Annotated in this window: 12 protein-coding genes; 7 read left to right on the top strand and 5 right to left on the bottom strand. The window is 62.5% G+C overall.

What is annotated here, in order from left to right:
- Positions 1-10: 10 nt before the first annotated feature.
- The 3 genes from NLY36_RS27400 to NLY36_RS27410 form a co-directional block, all read right to left on the bottom strand.
- A complete protein-coding gene (locus tag NLY36_RS27400; protein ID WP_081730963.1) occupies positions 11-2,632 on the bottom strand; it encodes a bifunctional diguanylate cyclase/phosphodiesterase in 2,622 nt (873 codons plus the stop codon).
- A 262-nt stretch (positions 2,633-2,894) separates the two neighbouring features.
- The gene (locus NLY36_RS27405; protein WP_023693888.1) at positions 2,895-3,788 is read right to left on the bottom strand and encodes a hypothetical protein; all 894 of its coding nucleotides are present in this window, start codon (positions 3,786-3,788) and stop codon (positions 2,895-2,897) included.
- A 244-nt stretch (positions 3,789-4,032) separates the two neighbouring features.
- Positions 4,033-5,679: an acyl-CoA synthetase gene (locus NLY36_RS27410; protein ID WP_023735470.1), complete on the bottom strand. Its 1,647-nt coding sequence runs from the start codon at positions 5,677-5,679 to the stop codon at positions 4,033-4,035.
- Positions 5,680-5,880: 201 nt separating this feature from the next.
- Between NLY36_RS27410 and NLY36_RS27415 the strand changes: the two genes are divergently transcribed.
- The 6 genes from NLY36_RS27415 to NLY36_RS27440 all read left to right on the top strand — a co-directional run bounded on the left by NLY36_RS27415 (position 5,881) and on the right by NLY36_RS27440 (position 14,309).
- Complete coding sequence (locus NLY36_RS27415; RefSeq protein ID WP_031208658.1) at positions 5,881-7,002, top strand: KamA family radical SAM protein; 1,122 nt, start codon at positions 5,881-5,883, stop codon at positions 7,000-7,002.
- 150 nt (positions 7,003-7,152) lie between these two features.
- Positions 7,153-10,962 (top strand): methionine synthase, encoded by a 3,810-nt coding sequence (gene metH, locus NLY36_RS27420; RefSeq protein WP_023695524.1) that lies wholly within the window; start codon positions 7,153-7,155, stop codon positions 10,960-10,962.
- A gap of 188 nt (positions 10,963-11,150) precedes the next feature.
- The gene (locus NLY36_RS27425; protein ID WP_023695523.1) at positions 11,151-11,741 is read left to right on the top strand and encodes a BA14K family protein; all 591 of its coding nucleotides are present in this window, start codon (positions 11,151-11,153) and stop codon (positions 11,739-11,741) included.
- Between the two features lie 87 nt (positions 11,742-11,828).
- Positions 11,829-12,146, top strand: coding sequence for a DUF2934 domain-containing protein (locus NLY36_RS27430; RefSeq protein WP_023695522.1), 318 nt, complete (start codon positions 11,829-11,831; stop codon positions 12,144-12,146).
- A gap of 265 nt (positions 12,147-12,411) precedes the next feature.
- Positions 12,412-13,419 carry a hypothetical protein gene (locus NLY36_RS27435; protein ID WP_023695521.1) on the top strand — a complete coding sequence of 336 codons (1,008 nt, stop codon included), beginning with the start codon at positions 12,412-12,414 and terminating at the stop codon, positions 13,417-13,419.
- Positions 13,368-14,309, top strand: coding sequence for a class I SAM-dependent methyltransferase (locus NLY36_RS27440; protein ID WP_196814857.1), 942 nt, complete (start codon positions 13,368-13,370; stop codon positions 14,307-14,309). The genes NLY36_RS27435 and NLY36_RS27440 overlap by 52 nt, the downstream gene beginning before the upstream one ends.
- Before the next feature lie 8 nt (positions 14,310-14,317).
- On the opposite strand, the gene NLY36_RS27445 is transcribed toward NLY36_RS27440, so the two are convergent.
- Positions 14,318-16,276, bottom strand: coding sequence for a tripartite tricarboxylate transporter permease (locus NLY36_RS27445; RefSeq protein ID WP_023695519.1), 1,959 nt, complete (start codon positions 16,274-16,276; stop codon positions 14,318-14,320).
- Positions 16,276-17,328 (bottom strand): Bug family tripartite tricarboxylate transporter substrate binding protein, encoded by a 1,053-nt coding sequence (locus tag NLY36_RS27450; protein ID WP_023695518.1) that lies wholly within the window; start codon positions 17,326-17,328, stop codon positions 16,276-16,278. Before NLY36_RS27450 ends, NLY36_RS27445 begins: the two co-directional genes overlap by 1 nt.
- Positions 17,329-17,574: 246 nt before the next feature.
- Between NLY36_RS27450 and minC the strand changes: the two genes are divergently transcribed.
- On the top strand, positions 17,575-18,405 hold the full coding sequence (gene minC / locus NLY36_RS27455) for a septum site-determining protein MinC (RefSeq protein ID WP_023695517.1): 831 nt from the start codon (positions 17,575-17,577) through the stop codon (positions 18,403-18,405).
- Positions 18,406-18,408: the final 3 nt, after the last annotated feature.

The raw sequence follows: 18,408 nt of genomic DNA on the forward strand, positions 1-18,408 counted from the left end.
CCAGGATTTGTCAGCTCGCCGCCAGCCATTTGCGCGACTGCGCGAAGGCCTTGAAGACTTTGGCATCCATCGGGTAGCCGAACAGGAAGCCTTGCAGGATGTCGCAGCCAAGCTCTTTCAGGATGCGCGCGTGCTCCATCGTCTCGACGCCCTCGGCGATCACTTCGATCCCGAGCGACTTGCCGATGTCGATGATGGACGACACAAGCTGCCGCTGTGCGGTTGAGCTGGTGATGGGGGTAACCAGTTGGCGGTCGATCTTGAGGCGACGGGGCCGCAACTTCAACAGCGAGACGATCGAGGCATGCCCGGTGCCGAAATCGTCGATCTCGACGTCGATGCCGAGCCCCTTGATGTGTTCGATGTTCCAGCTGACCAGCTCGTCGTTTTCGTCGAGGAAAATCGACTCCACCAGTTCGAACGACACGGTCCCTTCCTTGATGGGAAGCTTGCGCAAACCCTTGATCAGGTCCCTGTCTTCCAGGCGCCGTGCGGAAACGTTGACCGAGACGCGCGGGATGTTGAGGTGGCTGCGCGACCAACGCTCGAAATTATCGAGCGCCTGCTCCAGGACGGTGCGGTCGATAAGCGCCACGACATTGAGTTCTTCAGCCACCTTGATGTAGGCGTCGGGGGTCAGCATGCCGCGTTGCGGGTGATCCCAACGCGACAGCGCCTCGACGCCGACGATCTCCAGCGTCTTGGCGTCGAACTGCGGCTGATAGTAGACGATGAATTCGTTCCGCTCGAGCCCGCCCAGAATCTCGTCGGCGGTCTGCTTGGTCCGCACGATCTCGCTCTGCAGCTCTTCGTTGAAAAACTCGTAGCGGTTGCGGCCGCGGCCTTTCGCCCGGTACAGCGCCAGATCGGCATTGACAAGCAACTGCCTTGCATCGACGCCGCTATTGGCCGCAATGCCGATGCTGACGCCGAACCGGCACTGGTGACCCAGATAGTCGACCGGCTGGCGCATCGCATCGATAATGTGGTCGGCCAGCGCGGCGAGTTCCTTGTCGTCGCGTCCATGGCTCAGCACGACAAACTCGTCGCCGCCGATGCGCGCAACGAAATCGGCACTGCCGACGCTGGCCTTGATGACTTTCGAAGCATGCACCAGCAATGCATCGCCCGCTGCATGGCCGAGCGTGTCGTTGATCTGCTTGAACCGGTCAAGGTCGAGATGCAGCAACGCCGCACGGCCGTCGGCTTCGCGGTTTTCGGCAAGCATCTCGTCCAGATACCGACGGTTGGGCAGACCGGTCAGCGAATCATGCATCGCGACATGCTCGATGCGGGCTTTGGCCAGGTTCAGTTCGGCATTTTTCGATTCTGAAAGGCGACGTTCACGCACGAGATTCTCGTTGAGCAGCACGTCGCCTGTCACATCCCATTCGGCGCCGATCATTTTTGGCGTGCCGTCGATGTCCCGGAAGAAACTGGCGCGGGTGCGCACATGGCGAATGGTGCCGTCCGGCCGCAGGAGCCGATACTGCGAAGAGTAGGGGCCTTGTGTTGCAACAGCCGAATCGAAATCTGCTTTAGCCCGTTCGAAGTCTTGGGGATGGATCGCCAGCGCCCAGTCGTCATAGCTACGGGTCTTGCCGCCGCCGGGTTTGCCATAGATTTCGTTGATGCGGTCGTCCCATACGAGTTCGTTGCTGACGGTATCGTGCTCCCACACGCCTATAGCAGAGGCTTCCAACGCCAGCTCCAGCCGCCGGGACAGGCGCCTCAACTCGGCGTCACTTTTCTGCCGCTCACCGAAAAGACGTCCTGCCACGAGGATCGGCAGCACCACCAGCGCGCCGGCAAGCGCCATGAGCAGACGCAACAGCCACTCATTTTTCGGAGCGGTCGGCCAGCCGCCCTTCGGTATGGCTGAAATTTGCCAGGAGCCTGAAGGCAATTGCACCTCTGCCATCACCGGATTGCCGGACACGACATTATCGCCGCCGAAGAACAGTTCCCCGCCGCCGCCGAGCGCATCCTTGCCGATAAGCGCCACATCGATATCCAGATCAGGGTCGGTCAGTCCGCTGGCAGCGTAGAGCCGATCGACATCGATCACGGCCGAGACGATACCCCAGAAACGGTCGCCGCCACCCGCCGTCGGCACGAAGACCGGGATACGGCCGATGAAGCCACGTCCGCCTTGCGCCAGTTTGACCGGCCCGGCGAGCACCAGCGCGCGCTGGTCACGGGCGCGAAGCGCGGCCATGCGTTGCGTATCGCTCTTGCGGTAGTCCAGCCCGATGGCTTTTTCATTGCCTTCCAGCGGATACATCAGCGCGATGACGAGGTCGGGGGCGCCGGCAATATCGCGCAACTGCGATTTTTGCTCGAACAGATTACGGGCGAGTGCCGCAAATCTTTGCTGGCCCATATAAGGCTCGGTAACGATTGTCGAAACGAGACCCTGAACCAGCTGGAGATTGCCGCCTATGTTGCCTTCGAGCTTGGCGCGTATGATGTTGACCTTGGCCAGGACGTCGGCGCGCGCCAGCTGATCGGAGACCTCTCTGTTCCTCTGGTCGGCAACCAGGGCGCAGACGAGAAGCACGACAAAGGCAATCGCCGCCGGCAAGTTGGCGGAAGAAAAAACGGCCCGTTTCAACCGGCCGGAATTGAGCATTGCACCTGCCAACTCGATCCGAAGACCTTTCCAGGACAGTAGTCCTTCGGTCGACCATAGTAGCTAAAGCTTAAGTTTGAGCTTCGAGACGAATCCGAGAACAAACGGTAAGCTTTTGGCTGCCAGGGTCCAGCCGAAATCTGAATGAGTGTCCGAAAGTAGGACGCCAGGTTGCAGCGTTCTGCAACCCAGCGGCGAAGTCATATTCGCCTCAGATTGCAACAAGCCGGCTGATCTTGCCGCGCGGGCCCTTGCGGGAGGCTTACTTCCCAGCCATTTGATCGGCCAGCGCCTGCGCCTGGGCGAGCAGCGCCGGGAAAGCCGGGTCAGCCGGCAGGCGCTGCGCCATGCAGGCCCGGTAGTCGCTGTCGCCCTTGTCCCAGGCGGCGTTGGAGGACTCGAACGCTTTTTCGTCCTTCAGGTCCGATGCCTGGTAGGCCTCCTGGAATTTCTGCGCGGCGGCGTCCGCAGCAGCCCACACGGCGTCGCAGGCGGCGATCTTCGGAACGGCAGGGGCTGCCGGCGCTGCGATAATTCTCACGCTGTTGCCTTTGACGAGCGTAACGATGACTTCCTGCTCATAGATCGGCCCGACGTCCTGCGTCCAGCCGCCGAGCCGTGCGAAGGCGATGTCGGCGCCTTCGGGTTTCTTCAATGGAAAGTCGAGCGTTCCCTCGAAGGCGGCGTCGCTGTTGATCGCCTGGGTATAGAAGGCATCCAGCTTAAGCGCCTCATCGATGCCGGCGGGCAGTTTGAAACTTTCGTCGGTCTCGGCGGTTCTGGACTGGAGCCAGCGCTCCAGCAGCCCTCGCGTCGTTGCCACTAGGCTGGGGCCGTCGTCGCCCTTGGTGTATCGCAGCCCATCGAGCATGCCATAGCCGATATCGGAGTCGCTGAGGCTTTCGATATTGATTGTGCCGGTTGGCGGAAAGTCCTTGACCGCCAGCGGACCGATGATGCCGGCAAGACGCTGCTGGAGGTCGGCCAGCGCCTTCTCGTTCTCAGCGTCGATGGTCTCGATTGCCGCGTTCGCACTGTTCAGCGCTGCGATATCAGCAATCGCCTTGTCACGCGCGGCCACATAGTCGTCCTCCGGCGAGGCCGCGAAAGCCACGCTGCTCACCAGTGCAAACAGAAACGTCCAGACCCACCGCATGATATAAACCCTGCTCTACGTTCGATTCCAAGGATACATGACAACATTGGGCTGAAAAAAGACGCCGTTGGAGCTGCAGATCTCCCCACATGAGGGGGAGATGGCCGGCAGGCCAGAGGGGGTCGCCGCGCGTGAAGCGCTGACTCCTTTTGCAGCGCGAGACGACGTTAGCGCTTCACGCGCAACGACCCCCTCTGTCGCCTTCGGCGACATCTCCCCCTCGAGGGGGGAGATTGGCGCCTAATCACGCCTTGCGCTTCTCCACCTCCGCCTTCCTCAGCAGGAAGCGCTGGATCTTGCCGCTTGGGGTCTTCGGCAGTTCCGTGATGAACTCGACCTCGCGCGGGTAGGCGTGCGCCGACAGCCGTTTCTTGACGTGCTGGGCCAGCTCTTCGGCGAGCTCCGAATTGCCCTTGTAAGCCGGCGCCAGAACGACGAAGGCCTTGACGATCTCGGTGCGCTGCGGATCGGGCACGCCGACGACAGCCGCCTCGTTGACCGCCGGATGCTCGATCAGCGCGCTTTCGACGTCGAACGGGCCGATGCGATAGCCGGCCGAAGTGATGACATCGTCGGCGCGGCCGATGAAGGAGACCGAACCGTCCGGCTCGTACTCCACCGTGTCGCCGGTGCGGTAGTAGCCGCCCGTGATCGCTGGCGTCTCGGCTTGGTGATAGCCGTCGAACCAGCGCAGCGGCGACTTCGCGATGTCGACGGCGAGGATGCCGGGCTGGTTGGGGCCGAGCTCGTTGCCGGCCTTGTCCAATACCACCATGCGATATCCGGGCATTGCCAAGCCGGCCGAGCCCACGCGCACGACGTGCGAGAGCCCATGATGGTTGTTGACCATCATGCCGTTCTCGGTCTGGCCGTAATGGTCGTGAATGGGCGCGGCGAGATTTGCGTCGAACCAGCGGATGACTTCCGGGTTGAGCGGCTCGCCGGCGCTGCTCACCACGCGCAGTCTGCCTTTGACACGGGCCGCAGCTTCCGCGCCTTCCGCCATCAGCAGGCGATAGGCGGTCGGCGAGCCGGCAAGGCTGGTGACGCCGAGCCGCTCGATGATGTCGTAAGTGCTCTTGGCGTTGAAGGCGCCTTCATGGAAGGTCGTGGCGATGCCGAGCTGCAACGGGCCGGTGATGGCGTAATAGAGGCCGTAGGCCCAGCCGGGGTCCGCGATGTTCCAGAAGATGTCGTCGGGCAGCAAGCCGATCGCGTCGCGCATATAGGCGCCGAAGGCGAGCAGGGCGCGAAGCGGCACCGGCACGCCCTTGGGCAGGCCGGTCGTTCCCGACGTCGACATCATCATGAACAAGTCGTCGCCCTTGCGCATCACCGGCTGGCACTCGGGCGAGGCGGCGGCAAGCGCGGCGCGGAAATCGATGTCGCCTGCAGGTAGCTCACCGCCATTGCCAAGAATGGTGGCGATTTGCGCTGATGTCTCGACCTCGTCGAGCTTGCCGCGATTGGCCGGGTTGGTCACCACGATCCTGGCGCCGCTATAGCCGAGGCGGTGCTCGATGGCTTTCGGACCGAAGGCGGTGAACAGCGGCTGGTAGACCGCGCCGATGCGCCACGTCCCGAGGATCAGCGCCACCAGTTCGGGGACGCGCGGCAGCATGCCGGCGACGACATCGCCGGCACCGACGCCGGCGGCCTTGAGCACATTGGCGGCGCGCCCGGACATGTCGGCGAGATCGTCGAAGCTGAATTCGCGAAGCTCGCCGCCGGCCGAGATCGCGCGCAGCGCCAGCCGGTCTTCTCCGGTGTAGCGGCCGCAGCATTCGACATAGGCATTGATGCCGGTTCCAGGGTTGCCATACAACCGGGCGATCTCATCTTCGATGCGAAAGCGCTGAGCGGCATCCTCATAGCGCGGCATTTTGCTCATCGCGGTCCTCCCTAAGCGGCGCCCATCTCCCCTTGGAGCGCCTTATCGGTCAGATTGCCTGAAATTGCTGCGCTGGTCGATTACGGCGATAGTCGGGGGATGCGAAGGACCGCAGCGCAGCGACAATCCGCGCCGAGCCACTGCTGTTGACCGAACCATCCATCCGGCCGATAGCACCGCCAGAATTGCCCCGAGGCCCCAATGACCCCAGACTCAACTTTCGATGACGCGGCCACAGCCGACGAAGGACGCGATGCCGACACCGCCTGGCAAAACGACATCCGCGCGGGCGTGCGCCACGTCCGCGATCTCGCCTCCCTGCCGCTGTCACCCGCCGAGCGCGCGGCGGCGCAGGAGGCGGCCGTACGCCACAAGGTGCGTGCCCCCAAAACCTATCTCGACCTGATCGACTGGAACGATCCCGCCGATCCGATCCGCGCCCAGGTCATTCCATCGCCGGATGAGCTGACGGAAACGGAAGGCGAGCTCGACGATCCGATCGCCGACCATGCCTTCAGTCCGGTGCCGCGACTGACGCACCGCCACGCCGACCGGGTGCTGTTGTTTGCGACCTACCAATGCGCGGTCTATTGCCGTTTCTGCTTCCGCAAGGAATCCCTGACCTCGATCGGCCGCGGCTATACGCGAGAAGCGCTCGAAGAGGCTTTTGCCTATATCGAAGGCCATACCGAAATCCGCGAAGTGATCCTGACCGGCGGCGATCCGCTTTCGCTGCCGGACAAGGCGCTGGCCGAAATCCGCGCCCGTATCGAGACGATCGCGCATGTGAGGCTGCTGCGTATCCACACACGCGTGCCTGTCGTGCTGCCCGCGCGCATCACGCCGGGGCTGGTTGGCGCCTTGCAGGGCCGGCTGATGGTCACAATCGTCACCCATTTCAACCATGCGCGGGAGATCACGCCGGCCACCGAATTGGCCTGCCGCGTCATGCGCCAGGCAGGCTTCGTGCTGCTCAACCAGAGTGTCCTGCTCAAGGGCGTCAACGACACGGTCGAGGTGCTGGAGGAACTCTGCCGCGAACTGATGTACCGGCTCGGCGTCAAACCCTATTACCTGCACCATGGCGACCTCGCGCGCGGCATGGCGCACAGGCGCACCACGATTGCGCAGGGACAGGCGCTGGCCGGTGCGTTGCGCGCCCGCCTGTCGGGCATCTGCAATCCCGTCTATGTGCTGGACCTGCCGGAAGGCGGTGGCAAGGTGCCGCTCGGGCCATGCCATGTCGAGGGCCGGGACGGGCAGGACTGGCGCATCCGCGGCCAGGACGGCGAGGTGAGGCTGTATCGGGACGTCGTGGTGTAGGCAGGGCGCAGCGGCGACGATGACCGCCGCCGTCACATTGTCGATCGGGATGACCATCGCACCAAACTCTCGCCACTACGCGTTCGCCTGCATTCCGTATGTTGACATAAAGATATCCTTATGTGATGGTTGTCGCCTCAAGGATAAAAAATGTCGCAGAATTCTGCATCGCTGGACGCAATGTTCGGCCCCGTCGCGGCCAAGCCCGACGGTTCGGAAGTGCTTGCGGCGCTCACCGCGGCGGCACGCGACCGCATCCTCATCCTCGACGGCGCCATGGGCACGCAGATCCAGGGTCTCGGTTTCGACGAGGAGCATTTCCGCGGCGAGGCTTTTGCCGGCTGCGCCTGCCACCAGCAGGGCAACAACGACCTCTTGATCCTGACGCAGCCGAAGGCGATCGAGGAGATCCATTATCAATACGCCATCGCTGGCGCCGATATCCTCGAGACCAACACCTTCTCCTCGACCTCGATCGCCCAGGCGGATTACGGCATGGAGGATGCCGTCTACGCGCTGAACCGCGGCGGCGCGCGGCTGGTGCGTCGGGCAGCGGCGAGGGCACAGCAGGAGGACGGCAAGCGGCGCTTCGTCGCCGGCGCGCTCGGGCCGACCAACCGCACCGCCTCGATGTCGCCCGACGTCAACAATCCAGGCTACCGCGCCGTCACCTTCGACGATCTGCGCCTGGCCTATGGCGAGCAGCTGCGCGGCCTGATCGACGGCGGCGCCGACATCATTCTCATCGAGACCATCTTCGACACGCTGAACGCCAAGGCGGCGATCTTCGCCTGCAACGAGATATTCATCGAAAAGGGCGTGCACCTGCCGGTGATGATTTCCGGCACCATCACCGATCTCTCCGGCCGCACGCTGTCGGGCCAGACGCCGACGGCGTTCTGGCATTCGGTGCGCCATGCGAGCCCCTTCACCATCGGCCTCAACTGCGCGCTCGGCGCCAACGCCATGCGCGCGCATCTGGCTGAAATATCGGGTGCCGCCGACACCTTTGTCTGCGCCTATCCGAATGCCGGCCTGCCCAATGAATTCGGCAGGTACGACGAGAGCCCGGACTTCATGGCCGCGCAGATCGAGGATTTTGCGCGGGAAGGGCTGGTCAATGTCGTCGGCGGCTGCTGCGGCTCGACGCCGGACCACATCCGCGCCATTGCCGAGGCCGTGAAAAAATATCCGCCGCGCGCGATTCCCGAGATCGAGCGCAAGATGCGCCTGTCCGGGCTGGAGCCGTTCACGCTGACCGATGAGATTCCCTTCGTCAATGTCGGCGAGCGCACCAACGTCACCGGCTCGGCCAAGTTCCGAAAGCTGATCACGGCGGGCGACTATGTTCCGGCGCTCGACGTGGCGCGCGACCAGGTCGCCAATGGCGCACAGATCATCGACATCAACATGGATGAAGGCCTGATCGATTCGAAGAAGGCGATGGTCGAGTATCTAAACCTGATCGCCGCCGAGCCTGACATCGCGCGGGTCCCGGTGATGGTGGACTCCTCGAAATGGGAGATCATCGAGGCCGGGCTGAAATGCGTGCAGGGCAAGCCACTGGTCAACTCCATCTCGATGAAGGAAGGCGAGGAAGCCTTTCTGCATCACGCGAAGCTGGTGCGCGCCTACGGCGCGGCGGTGGTCGTCATGGCCTTCGACGAGGCCGGCCAGGCCGACACCAAGGCGCGCAAAATCGAGATCTGCACCCGCGCCTACAAGCTGCTCACCGAACAGGCCGGTTTCCCGCCCGAAGACATCGTCTTCGACCCCAACGTCTTCGCGGTCGCCACCGGCATCGAGGAGCACGACAATTACGGCGTCGACTTCATCGAGGCCGCCGGCGAGATCACCGCCACGCTGCCGCATGTGCATATCTCGGGCGGCGTCTCGAACCTGTCCTTCTCGTTCCGCGGCAACGAGCCGGTGCGCGAGGCGATGCACGCGGTGTTCCTCTACCATGCCATCCAGCGCGGCATGGATATGGGCATCGTCAATGCCGGCCAGCTTGCCGTCTACGACACGATCGAACCGGGACTGCGCGAGGCTTGCGAGGACGTCGTGCTCAACCGCGCGCCCAGGGCCGCCGGAACCGCCACCGAACGCATGCTGGAGATCGCCGAGCGTTTCAAGGGCACCGCCGGCAAGGAAGCCAGGGAGCGCGATCTCGCCTGGCGTGAGTGGACGGTCGAGCAGCGGATTTCGCATGCGCTGGTCAACGGCATCACTGAATTCATCGACGCCGACACCGAAGAGGCGCGCCTCGCATCCGAGCGCCCGCTGCATGTCATCGAAGGCCCGCTGATGGCCGGCATGAATGTCGTCGGCGATCTGTTCGGCGCGGGAAAGATGTTCCTTCCGCAAGTGGTGAAGTCGGCGCGTGTGATGAAGCAGGCGGTGGCCGGATTGCTGCCGCACATGGAGGCCGAAAAACTGGCCAACGCCGCCAATGGCATCGACAATGGCGAGCGCCAGACGGCCGGCAAAATCCTGATGGCGACTGTAAAGGGCGATGTCCACGACATCGGCAAGAACATCGTCGGCGTCGTTCTGGCCTGCAACAATTACGAGATCATCGATCTCGGCGTCATGGTGCCGGCGGCGAAGATCCTGCAGACGGCTCGCGAGCAAAATGTCGACATCATCGGCCTGTCCGGCCTGATCACCCCGTCGCTGGACGAGATGGTGCACATGGCCGCCGAGATGGAGCGCGAAGGGTTTGACATTCCGCTGCTGATCGGCGGCGCGACCACCAGCCGTGTGCACACGGCGGTGAAGATCCACCCGCGCTATTCCAAGGGACAGACGGTCTATGTCAATGACGCGAGCCGGGCGGTCGGCGTCGTCTCGTCCTTGCTGTCGAACGAGACCAAGGGCGGCTACGTCGACACAGTGCGGGCCGAGTACAAGAAGGTCGCCGACGCGCATGCCCGCTCCGAGGCCGACAAGCAGCGGCTGCCGCTGGCCAAAGCCAGGGCCAATGCGCACAAGGTCGACTGGTCCGCCTACCAGCCGCCGAAGCCCTCGTTCACGGGCGTGAAAGTGTTCGAAAACTGGGACCTGACCGAGCTCTCGCGTTACATCGACTGGACGCCGTTCTTCCAGACCTGGGAACTGAAGGGGCGTTACCCCAAGATCCTCGACGACGAGAAGCAGGGACCGGCGGCACGCCAGCTTTTCGAGGATGCGCAGGCGATGCTGAAAAAGATCATCGCGGAAAAATGGTTCGCGCCGCGCGGCGTCATCGGCTTCTGGCCGGCGAACACCGTCGGCGACGACATCAGGCTGTTCACGGATGAGGCGCGTTCGCGGGATCTGGCCACCTTCTTCACGCTGCGCCAGCAACTGACCAGGCGCGACGGCAAGGCCAATGTCGCGCTGTCGGATTTCGTCGCGCCGGCCGACAGCGGCAAGCCGGACTATATCGGCGGCTTCATCGTCACCGCGGGGATCGAGGAGGTGGCGATATCAGAGCGCTTCGAGCGCGCCAATGACGATTATTCCTCGATCATGGTCAAGGCGCTGGCCGACCGTTTCGCCGAAGCTTTCGCCGAGCGCATGCACGAGAAGGTGCGCAAGGAATTCTGGGGTTACGCCGCCGACGAGACGCTGGCGCCGGATGAACTGATCGGCGAGCCCTATCGCGGCATCCGCCCCGCGCCCGGCTATCCCGCGCAGCCCGACCATACCGAGAAGGCGACCTTGTTCCAACTGCTGGATGGTGAGCGCAGTGCCGGCGTGAGCCTCACCGAAAGCTATGCGATGTGGCCGGGTTCATCGGTCTCCGGCATCTATCTCGCCCATCCCGAAAGCTATTATTTCGGTGTCGCCAAGGTCGAACGCGACCAGGTCGAGGACTATGCGCGGCGTAAAGCCATGCCGCTGGCCGATGCCGAGCGCTGGCTTGGGCCGATCCTCAACTATGTGCCCGTGGATTATGCCGAGGCGGCGGAATAGCCGGGACGTGATCTTGCCCAATGGCTCGACCGCTCCCTTGATTTTCACCGTCGAAAAAAATCGCGCCGCACCCGGTTCTCGGCGAGCTGCCGGTTGTGGGTCGGTCAGACTTAGGTCCCTCGCGCCTGCTTTTCTGGAACAAGCCGTGATGTCCCGCATTTTATTGGCAGGGACACAAGGAGTGTCGAGTGAAAGCGATTTTGGGACTGGTCGGCGGCTTCGTGCTGACCCTTGCGGTGTTCGGCAGCGGGCTGGTTTTCGCAGCCTGGCTGCTTGCCGCCAAGCCTGTGCGGGAAGCAAGGCCCACCGTCAGCGTGGCGGAACTGTGGACCCGGAAAGCGCGGCCGGTGGACAACACGGCGCAGGACTTCGAACGTGTGCCGCCCGAGCAGTCCGCGCCTGCCGACATCGCCGCCAGGGAGCCAGCCCAGGACCCGGCCAGGCAGCAGCCCGATCCCACAGTCACCGGCGCCATCGCGCCGGCCGAACTGCCGCCGCCGCATCTCGCCTGGTGCGCCAGCCGATACCGCTCCTACGATCCCGACGACAACAGCTACATGTCCTATAGCGGACAGCAGCGCACCTGCGTATCGCCCTATCTCGCCGCCGACCGCGTCGCGCCGCGAGAGGCAAGCTATGTCGAGGGCGCGGGCGCCTACGCGGCTGCCGGCGGCGAACCGGACCATGTCGCCTCCTGCTTCAGCCGCTATCGCTCCTACCGTCCGGAAGACAACAGCTACCAGCCATATTCCGGCGGGCCGAGACGGCAATGCGAGTAGCCAGCGCGAAGGGCGCCGCGAACGATTGCGACCGCGCGATTTCTGGGATCGTTCGGATCGTCCTCAAAGCCCAGGGGAGGAACCACTATGAACGACGACAGGCATCATAAGATACAGCAGCGCGCCTACCAGATCTGGGAGCGCGAAGGCACTGGCGACCCCGAGCACCACTGGCACCGGGCCGAGGCCGAAATCGACCGCGAAGCAGCCCTGCCGCTGACGGCCGACGACGCCCTGCCGCGCGAGATCGCCAGCACCGACGTCCTGACCGTCGAGGAACTCGCCGTGCGCACCGGCATATCGGGCGACGAGGCGCAGGAGCTGATCGACAGGCTGGGCACGGACCGGGCGGTGGTTGAGCAGGCTGCGCGGGGGATTGAGGGGAAGAGGCGGGCGACGTCCTGATCAGAGGCCCAGGACGATCTTTCAGAGTGGTCTTGTTGACACTTATCACTTTGGCAGTCGCGACAGAGGCCGTCATTCTCTGACAGCTTTGCGCCTAAATTGATCCGTGCTGGCCATAGCAACATCCGTAAGCGGACGGTGCCGATGCCGGCGAAGCAGCCCAGATGCTGCGATACGAAGTGCCAACCACTTCGCGGCACCAGCGTGCCTGTAGACACTCTCGCCACTTTCTCTATACGACGTCGAGACGGGGTGGCGAGCAACGATGATCACAGTGTTGGTGCACGAGTTGAATCAGACGCCGATGCGGCGGCTGATTTCGTCGGCAGGGCACTTGTTGCCGCTTTTGCGCATGGAAACCTATCAGTCAGTCTTCCGCCGACTGAACTTTCCCGCGGGTACCTTGGTTTTTACTGATTTTGAGTATCTGAATGGCATGGAAATGATGGCGGCGGCGGATATTGCCGAAGCCGCAAAGCGCGCCGACCCTGATGCTCGAATTCTAAACCATCCCGCGACTGTCCTGGAGCGGTTCGCCCTGCTCCGCCGGCTTCGTATTAGAGGAATCAACCCGGTCGAAGTATCGCGTCTGGAGCAGGATGAGCGACCAACCCGTTACCCTGTTTTTATCCGGATGGAAGATGGCTTCTGGGGGCCGGAAACCAAGCTTCTGGAAAACCCACGCCAACTTGAAGAGGCGATCGCCGTTCTCCAGGGCAACGCCAAGCCGATGAAGCGGCGCATCGCCGTCTCCTTTGAAGCCGATCGCGATTCGAACGGCTACTATCGAAAGTATGGCGCATTCCGCATTGGGGACGCGATTGTGTCCCAGCACATACTTAGGTCCGTCGACTGGAACGTTAAGTCATCGGCAAGCAGCACCGACCCGGATTTCGTGCGCGAGGAACTCGCCTTCGTAAAGGACAATCCGCACGCTGAGGACCTGCTTCGCGCCTGCAATACGGGCCATATCCAGTTCGGCCGCGTGGACTACACGTTGCGAGACGGCGCATTGGTGATATTCGAGGTCAACCCCAATCCGACTTTTCCGAAGTTCAAAGGTGGCGCAGCCGCCCGTGAGGAACGACGTGGCCACATTATCGCGGCGTTGAAAGTTGCATTCGAGGCAATCGACAGTTCCGGCACCGGGAGAATCGACTTCCTGCCTTCAGCCGGATCTTACCAATTCATTCAGTCGGGCCGCTGGATATGGCCGGTGAGATGGCTTTGGAGAACAAGAATGGCCCGGCGAAGGAAGATGCAATCGCAATGAACGGCCCGCGAGAAAGCCCACCGGCAGGACAACGGCTCTCGATTTACACCGACGAACCACTCACGCAACTTGCCCGTTTTTCGTTTGATTGGGCTGAGGTGCTGTGTGACCCGAGCCATGGGTGTATGCCCTACCATCGCACGTGGAGCATGATCCGCCTGCTGGAATCGAAAGGTGCCAAGCCGGCCGGCGGGGGGTTCTTTGGACGTGAATTGGCTGCCGTGGCCCAGGAGGGCCGCTGTCGCATTCTCCTGTCGGGCGCGGCCGACACCGGCCTGGCGGCAATGGTTCTGGGCCAAACGAGGCCGGTCGGCATCGAGCCCGAATTTGTGCTGATCGATCGCTGTGAAACGACGGTCGAACAGAACAGGCTGTTTGCCCGCTCCGCCGGTTTTGCGCTCGAGACCCACCGCGCCGACATTCGCGGTTGCGACTGTGCGCCGGTGCAGGCAGTTGTCGCGCATAGCGTTCTTAATTTCTTCGACCGCAGCGCACGCCAGCAGGTGGTCGACAGTTGGGCGCGTAGTCTCAAGCCTGGCGGACGCCTGCTTCTCTCCCAGAGGTTGCTATCGGAAAAAGACCAGCCGAGGGGGCCTCGCGGCATCGCTGAAATCGGCCGAAGGCTTTCGACCATCGAGAAGGCCGCCGTCGCGGCGCATTTTCCTGCCGCTGCCGTGGCGGAGCTGAAGACGGCCGTCGAAGCGCTCTGGGGTGAACCGCTGCATGAAGATCGCACTACATATTCAGACCTTGCGGATATGCTGAAGCAATCCAACCTGACGATTGTCGGCTCGGAGCAGCATCATACCGGGAAAAGCGTTTCCCCGCTTGCCGCTGCCGACAGCGTCCAGACAATTCCAAGATACGAAATCGTCGCCGTCAGGATGTAGCCCGACCACTAGAACAAGTGCGACATCGCAGAAGCGGGAAGGTCGATAGCCGCTATCCGATCTAGATAAAACCAGGTCGCCACTGCGACCGCAACCGAGGTGCAAGATGCCAGTGCCGCCGACTTCAAGGTCAGCTTCTGACCGGCTGCAATCCATATCAGGGTAAACAGGGATAGCGCCGCCGGGAGGCCCGCCAGCCAGACAGCGGCCGGCAACAGGAGCATCATCATCAACGGCACACGATGGCTTTCCGGGATCGTATGGGTCCGTCCGCCTCCCTGTTTCTCGTGGCCAACAAGCGAGATCGTTTGCACAAGGGCGACCGCGAGCATCGCAAACAGACAACACCAGGCCACGGCCTGCGCGAAGATCGAATAGCCTGGCTGCCCTTGGAGCGATATCGCTGCCATCACAGCGCATCCACCGGTCAACAGCCATGCGACTGCGGCATCGGCACGCTTTGGCTTGACACGTCGCGGCGGCAAAACACCACCGCGCACGATCCATGCGAGGGAAAGCGCGATTATGACCATGATCGTCAACGACGCCGGCCGTTGTAGAGGGTTCAGCCTGCCGACACGGGCCAACTCCACACTGAGCGCCAGGTTTCGCTCGATGAAGCCGCCCAGGACGAATGATATGACAAAAGGAATTTGCGGCCAGGCGAGGCGCTTCAGCATGTAGCCGGCCAGCCCGAAAGCGACGGCTACGTACAGATCGATCAGCAGCCCGTTTAGCTGCACGATCGTCACGAAGCTGACGACAATGATCGGGAGCGCGATGCGGTCGATCCTGAGAGCAGTCAGGCGCGCAAAATATGGTGTCAACGCCAATCCCACTGCGGACGTCAGCAGGTTCGACAGCAGCAGCGCGGTAATCAACGTGAACGTCAGGGGCAAGCCGGTCGTCAGCATCGGTATGCCCGGAACGATGCCGTGTACCGTCAGGACTGTCAGCAGGATCAAGCCGCCCTCGCTGCCGGGAAGGCCGAAGGCAACGGTCGGCAGAAGCGAGCCTCCGTCCTTCGAATCGACGGCCGCTTCCGGCGCAATGATGCCCCTGATGTCACCAGATCCGAACCTTGAGCGCTGGTCCCTGGGGGTTGTCTGGATCGCCTGCCCGTAGGCAACGAAGCTGGCGACCGTTCCTCCAACACCTGGAATGATGCCGACCAACACGCCGATGGCCGACGATCGCATTGTTAGTCCCCAATGACGAAAGACAGCAAGCATACCGGTCCAGATCGAGTCGTTCGGGTTTTCCAGGCCAGCCGCTTTTTCAAGCTGCAATCTTTTTCGCCACGAGATGATTTCAGAAACGGTGAAAAAGCCAAGCAGCAGCGCGACCATGTCGACGCCGTCGAAGAGAGCGATGCTCCCAAACGTCCAGCGTGGTTGGCCATAGGTCGGATCAGTTCCGACAAGACCGACCAAAAGCCCCAGCAGCGCCATCGCCAGCGCTTTCAGACGGGACGCGCTTGGAACCGCAATGATCGTCGACAGGCCCCACACGCCGAGCAGCACGTATTCAAACGGTCCGAATTGCAGGATGAACGGCCGAATGATCGGCATGAGCGCTATGAGGACGAGGACGCCAAAAACCGATCCGACGGCCGAGGCCGTTGCCGCGGCGGCTATCGCGGTGCGAGGCAGGCCGGCCCTGGACATCGGATGGCCGTCGAGCAGGGTTGCCGCGCTTGGCGCGTTGCCCGGTATGTTGAAGAGGATAGCCGTTATAGATCCCATGAAGGTCGCGCCGCCGGTCAGGGCGCCAAACAGCAACAACACCGATACCGGATCCCAATGCACGGTTGCGACCAGCAGAAGGGTTGCAAGGCTGGCGCCGCCAATCCCTGGAAGAAAGGACGTAGCCATGGCAACCAAGGTGCCAAGCACCGGGATCAGTATGTTCGGCCAGGAGAATACATTGCCCAGTCCAGTGCCGAGGGCAGCCCAATATCCGGTCATCAGCGCGTTGCTCGCGCATCCCGCTCGAGTTCCGGGTGTTTTTTCAGATACGCTTCCGCCTCATGGAAGGCACTGAGCATATCGTTGATCACGATGACGGTCTGGTCAGCGTCGCGCGGCTCGATTGGACGTTTCTGAGCTTCAAGCGCCACCTTGAACCCATCGCTCTTGACCGCGGCGGAGACGGCGTCACGAAGACAACCTAGCGATTTCTGCTCCATGTCGGCAGGGGCAAAAAATCCCCGCGCTGTCGCCGAAGCTTTCGCGACGGCGATGGCCAACCGCAATCGTTCTTCCTGCTTCTCCTTGGAAAGGCCTTGGCTGCGCTGCCACACCAACCCTCCTTCACCCGCCAGGAAAGCCACGCCTGGCGCGTTCGGGTCAGGTCCCTCCGTGAGAACCAGACCGACTTTGGCTTCGCCTGCGGCGGTCGAGCGCAAGCCTGTCGTCAATGAATTGGATGTCATATCGCCTTCGCCACGCAGGAGCGCGGACATGAGTGCGCCGCTGCCTTCATAGCCCGAGACCACGTCGACCTTGATATCGAGGAGGTGCGCGGTGAGCACTATCGGCAGGATGCCGGCTTCAAGCGATGAAACCGACGCGACCAGATGTTTGGCGCTTTGCAAATCGACATCGTTCCGAACAATCCACGCTTCGGGATCGATGTGAATCAGTCCTATCGGATTTAGCCGATTCATCCAGTTGTCGACGCCAGCCGGAATGTCACCTTGCGAAATTATGTCTGAGACGCTTTCAATCATAAGGACCAGTTCGTCGGACGGGGCATTGGTTACACGCTTTAGCGCCGCAAATCCGCCTGCCGCAGGCATATTGACGACCCTGACATTGAGCTCGGTCGTGCTGGCAAGGGCCGGCGCAAATGCACGGGCATAGGTATCATAGCCGCCGCCGGCAGCGTTGGGGACAACGAGGGTGATTCGCCGGCCGGCGTAGGTGGTTGCGCAAGCGATCTCGCCGCCGCTTGCCGCGGACGGCAGGTAGATTGCCGCGGCGGTGATTGCCGCCAACGCCACACGAAAGAACTTCATCTCGCCAAGCCCCAGATTTCACCCAGTGGTGATACTTTAGAAAGCCCTTGCAACGCCAGCGTTGTTCCTTAGCAATCGCGCTTAGGTTCGTGAATGTCGCGGTCTGTGTGGCCAATTGGCGTCCGCAACCGGCGTCTACCCCGATCTTCAAATTTCTTGCGATCTGCCATGCGGTTATTCAGTCCATTAACCTTTCATTAACCATACCACCGCTAGCGTTTACCTCTCAGTAAGGAATCGCCCGCCGTGACCTTTGCCGCTCCCCTCGAGGCCAAATCCATTCGCTTTCGCGCCCGCTCCTTCGTGGCTTTCACGCTGACGCCCGAGGCGCCTTTGGACGTTTGGCTGGAGAGCCTCGATCGCTGGGTCGGCAATTCGCCGGGATATTTTGCGGGGCGCCCGGTGGTGCTCGACCTGAACGTGCTCAAGCCCGATGTCGTGGCCATCGAAGCGCTGGTCGATCTGCTCGGCCAGCGCGGAATCCGCATCTATGCCATGGAACTCGATGGTGGCGCCGAGCTTGGCACGCATCTGCCGCCGGTGCTGGTCGGCGCCAAGGAGGCGACCACCGACGGGCTGCTGCAGCCGAGCCGCAAGGCGGGCAGGGCGGAGGAGGACACTGCGGTAAGCGACATGAAGGCGGCCGGTGACATCAAGGCAGAGGCCGGCGATTTGAAGGCGGGCGATTTGAAACCGGCGAGCGATGCCAAGGCACAGCCGAAAGACGCCAAAATTGCCGCACCCGACGCTGGCACGCTGATGATCCGCTCGCCGATCCGTTCAGGGCAGCTGATCTTCCATCCGCATGGCGATGTCATCGTGCTGGGCTCCGTCGCGTCCGGCTCCGAGATCGTCGCCACTGGTTCCATCCACGTCTATGGCACGCTGCGCGGCCGCGCTTCGGCAGGCGCTCAAGGGAACACGGCGGCGCGTGTCTTCTGCCGCAGGAACGAAGCCGAACTTCTCTCGGTCGATGGCTGGTATTGCACGGCCGAGGAGATGGACCCGTCAGTCCGGGGCAAGCCTGTGCAGGCATTTCTCGAAAACGGCATGCTGCGCATCGCCCCTTTCAGCTAATGC

The sequence above is a fragment of the Mesorhizobium sp. C399B genome (assembly GCF_030323185.1).
Taxonomy (GTDB): Bacteria; Pseudomonadota; Alphaproteobacteria; order Rhizobiales; family Rhizobiaceae; genus Mesorhizobium.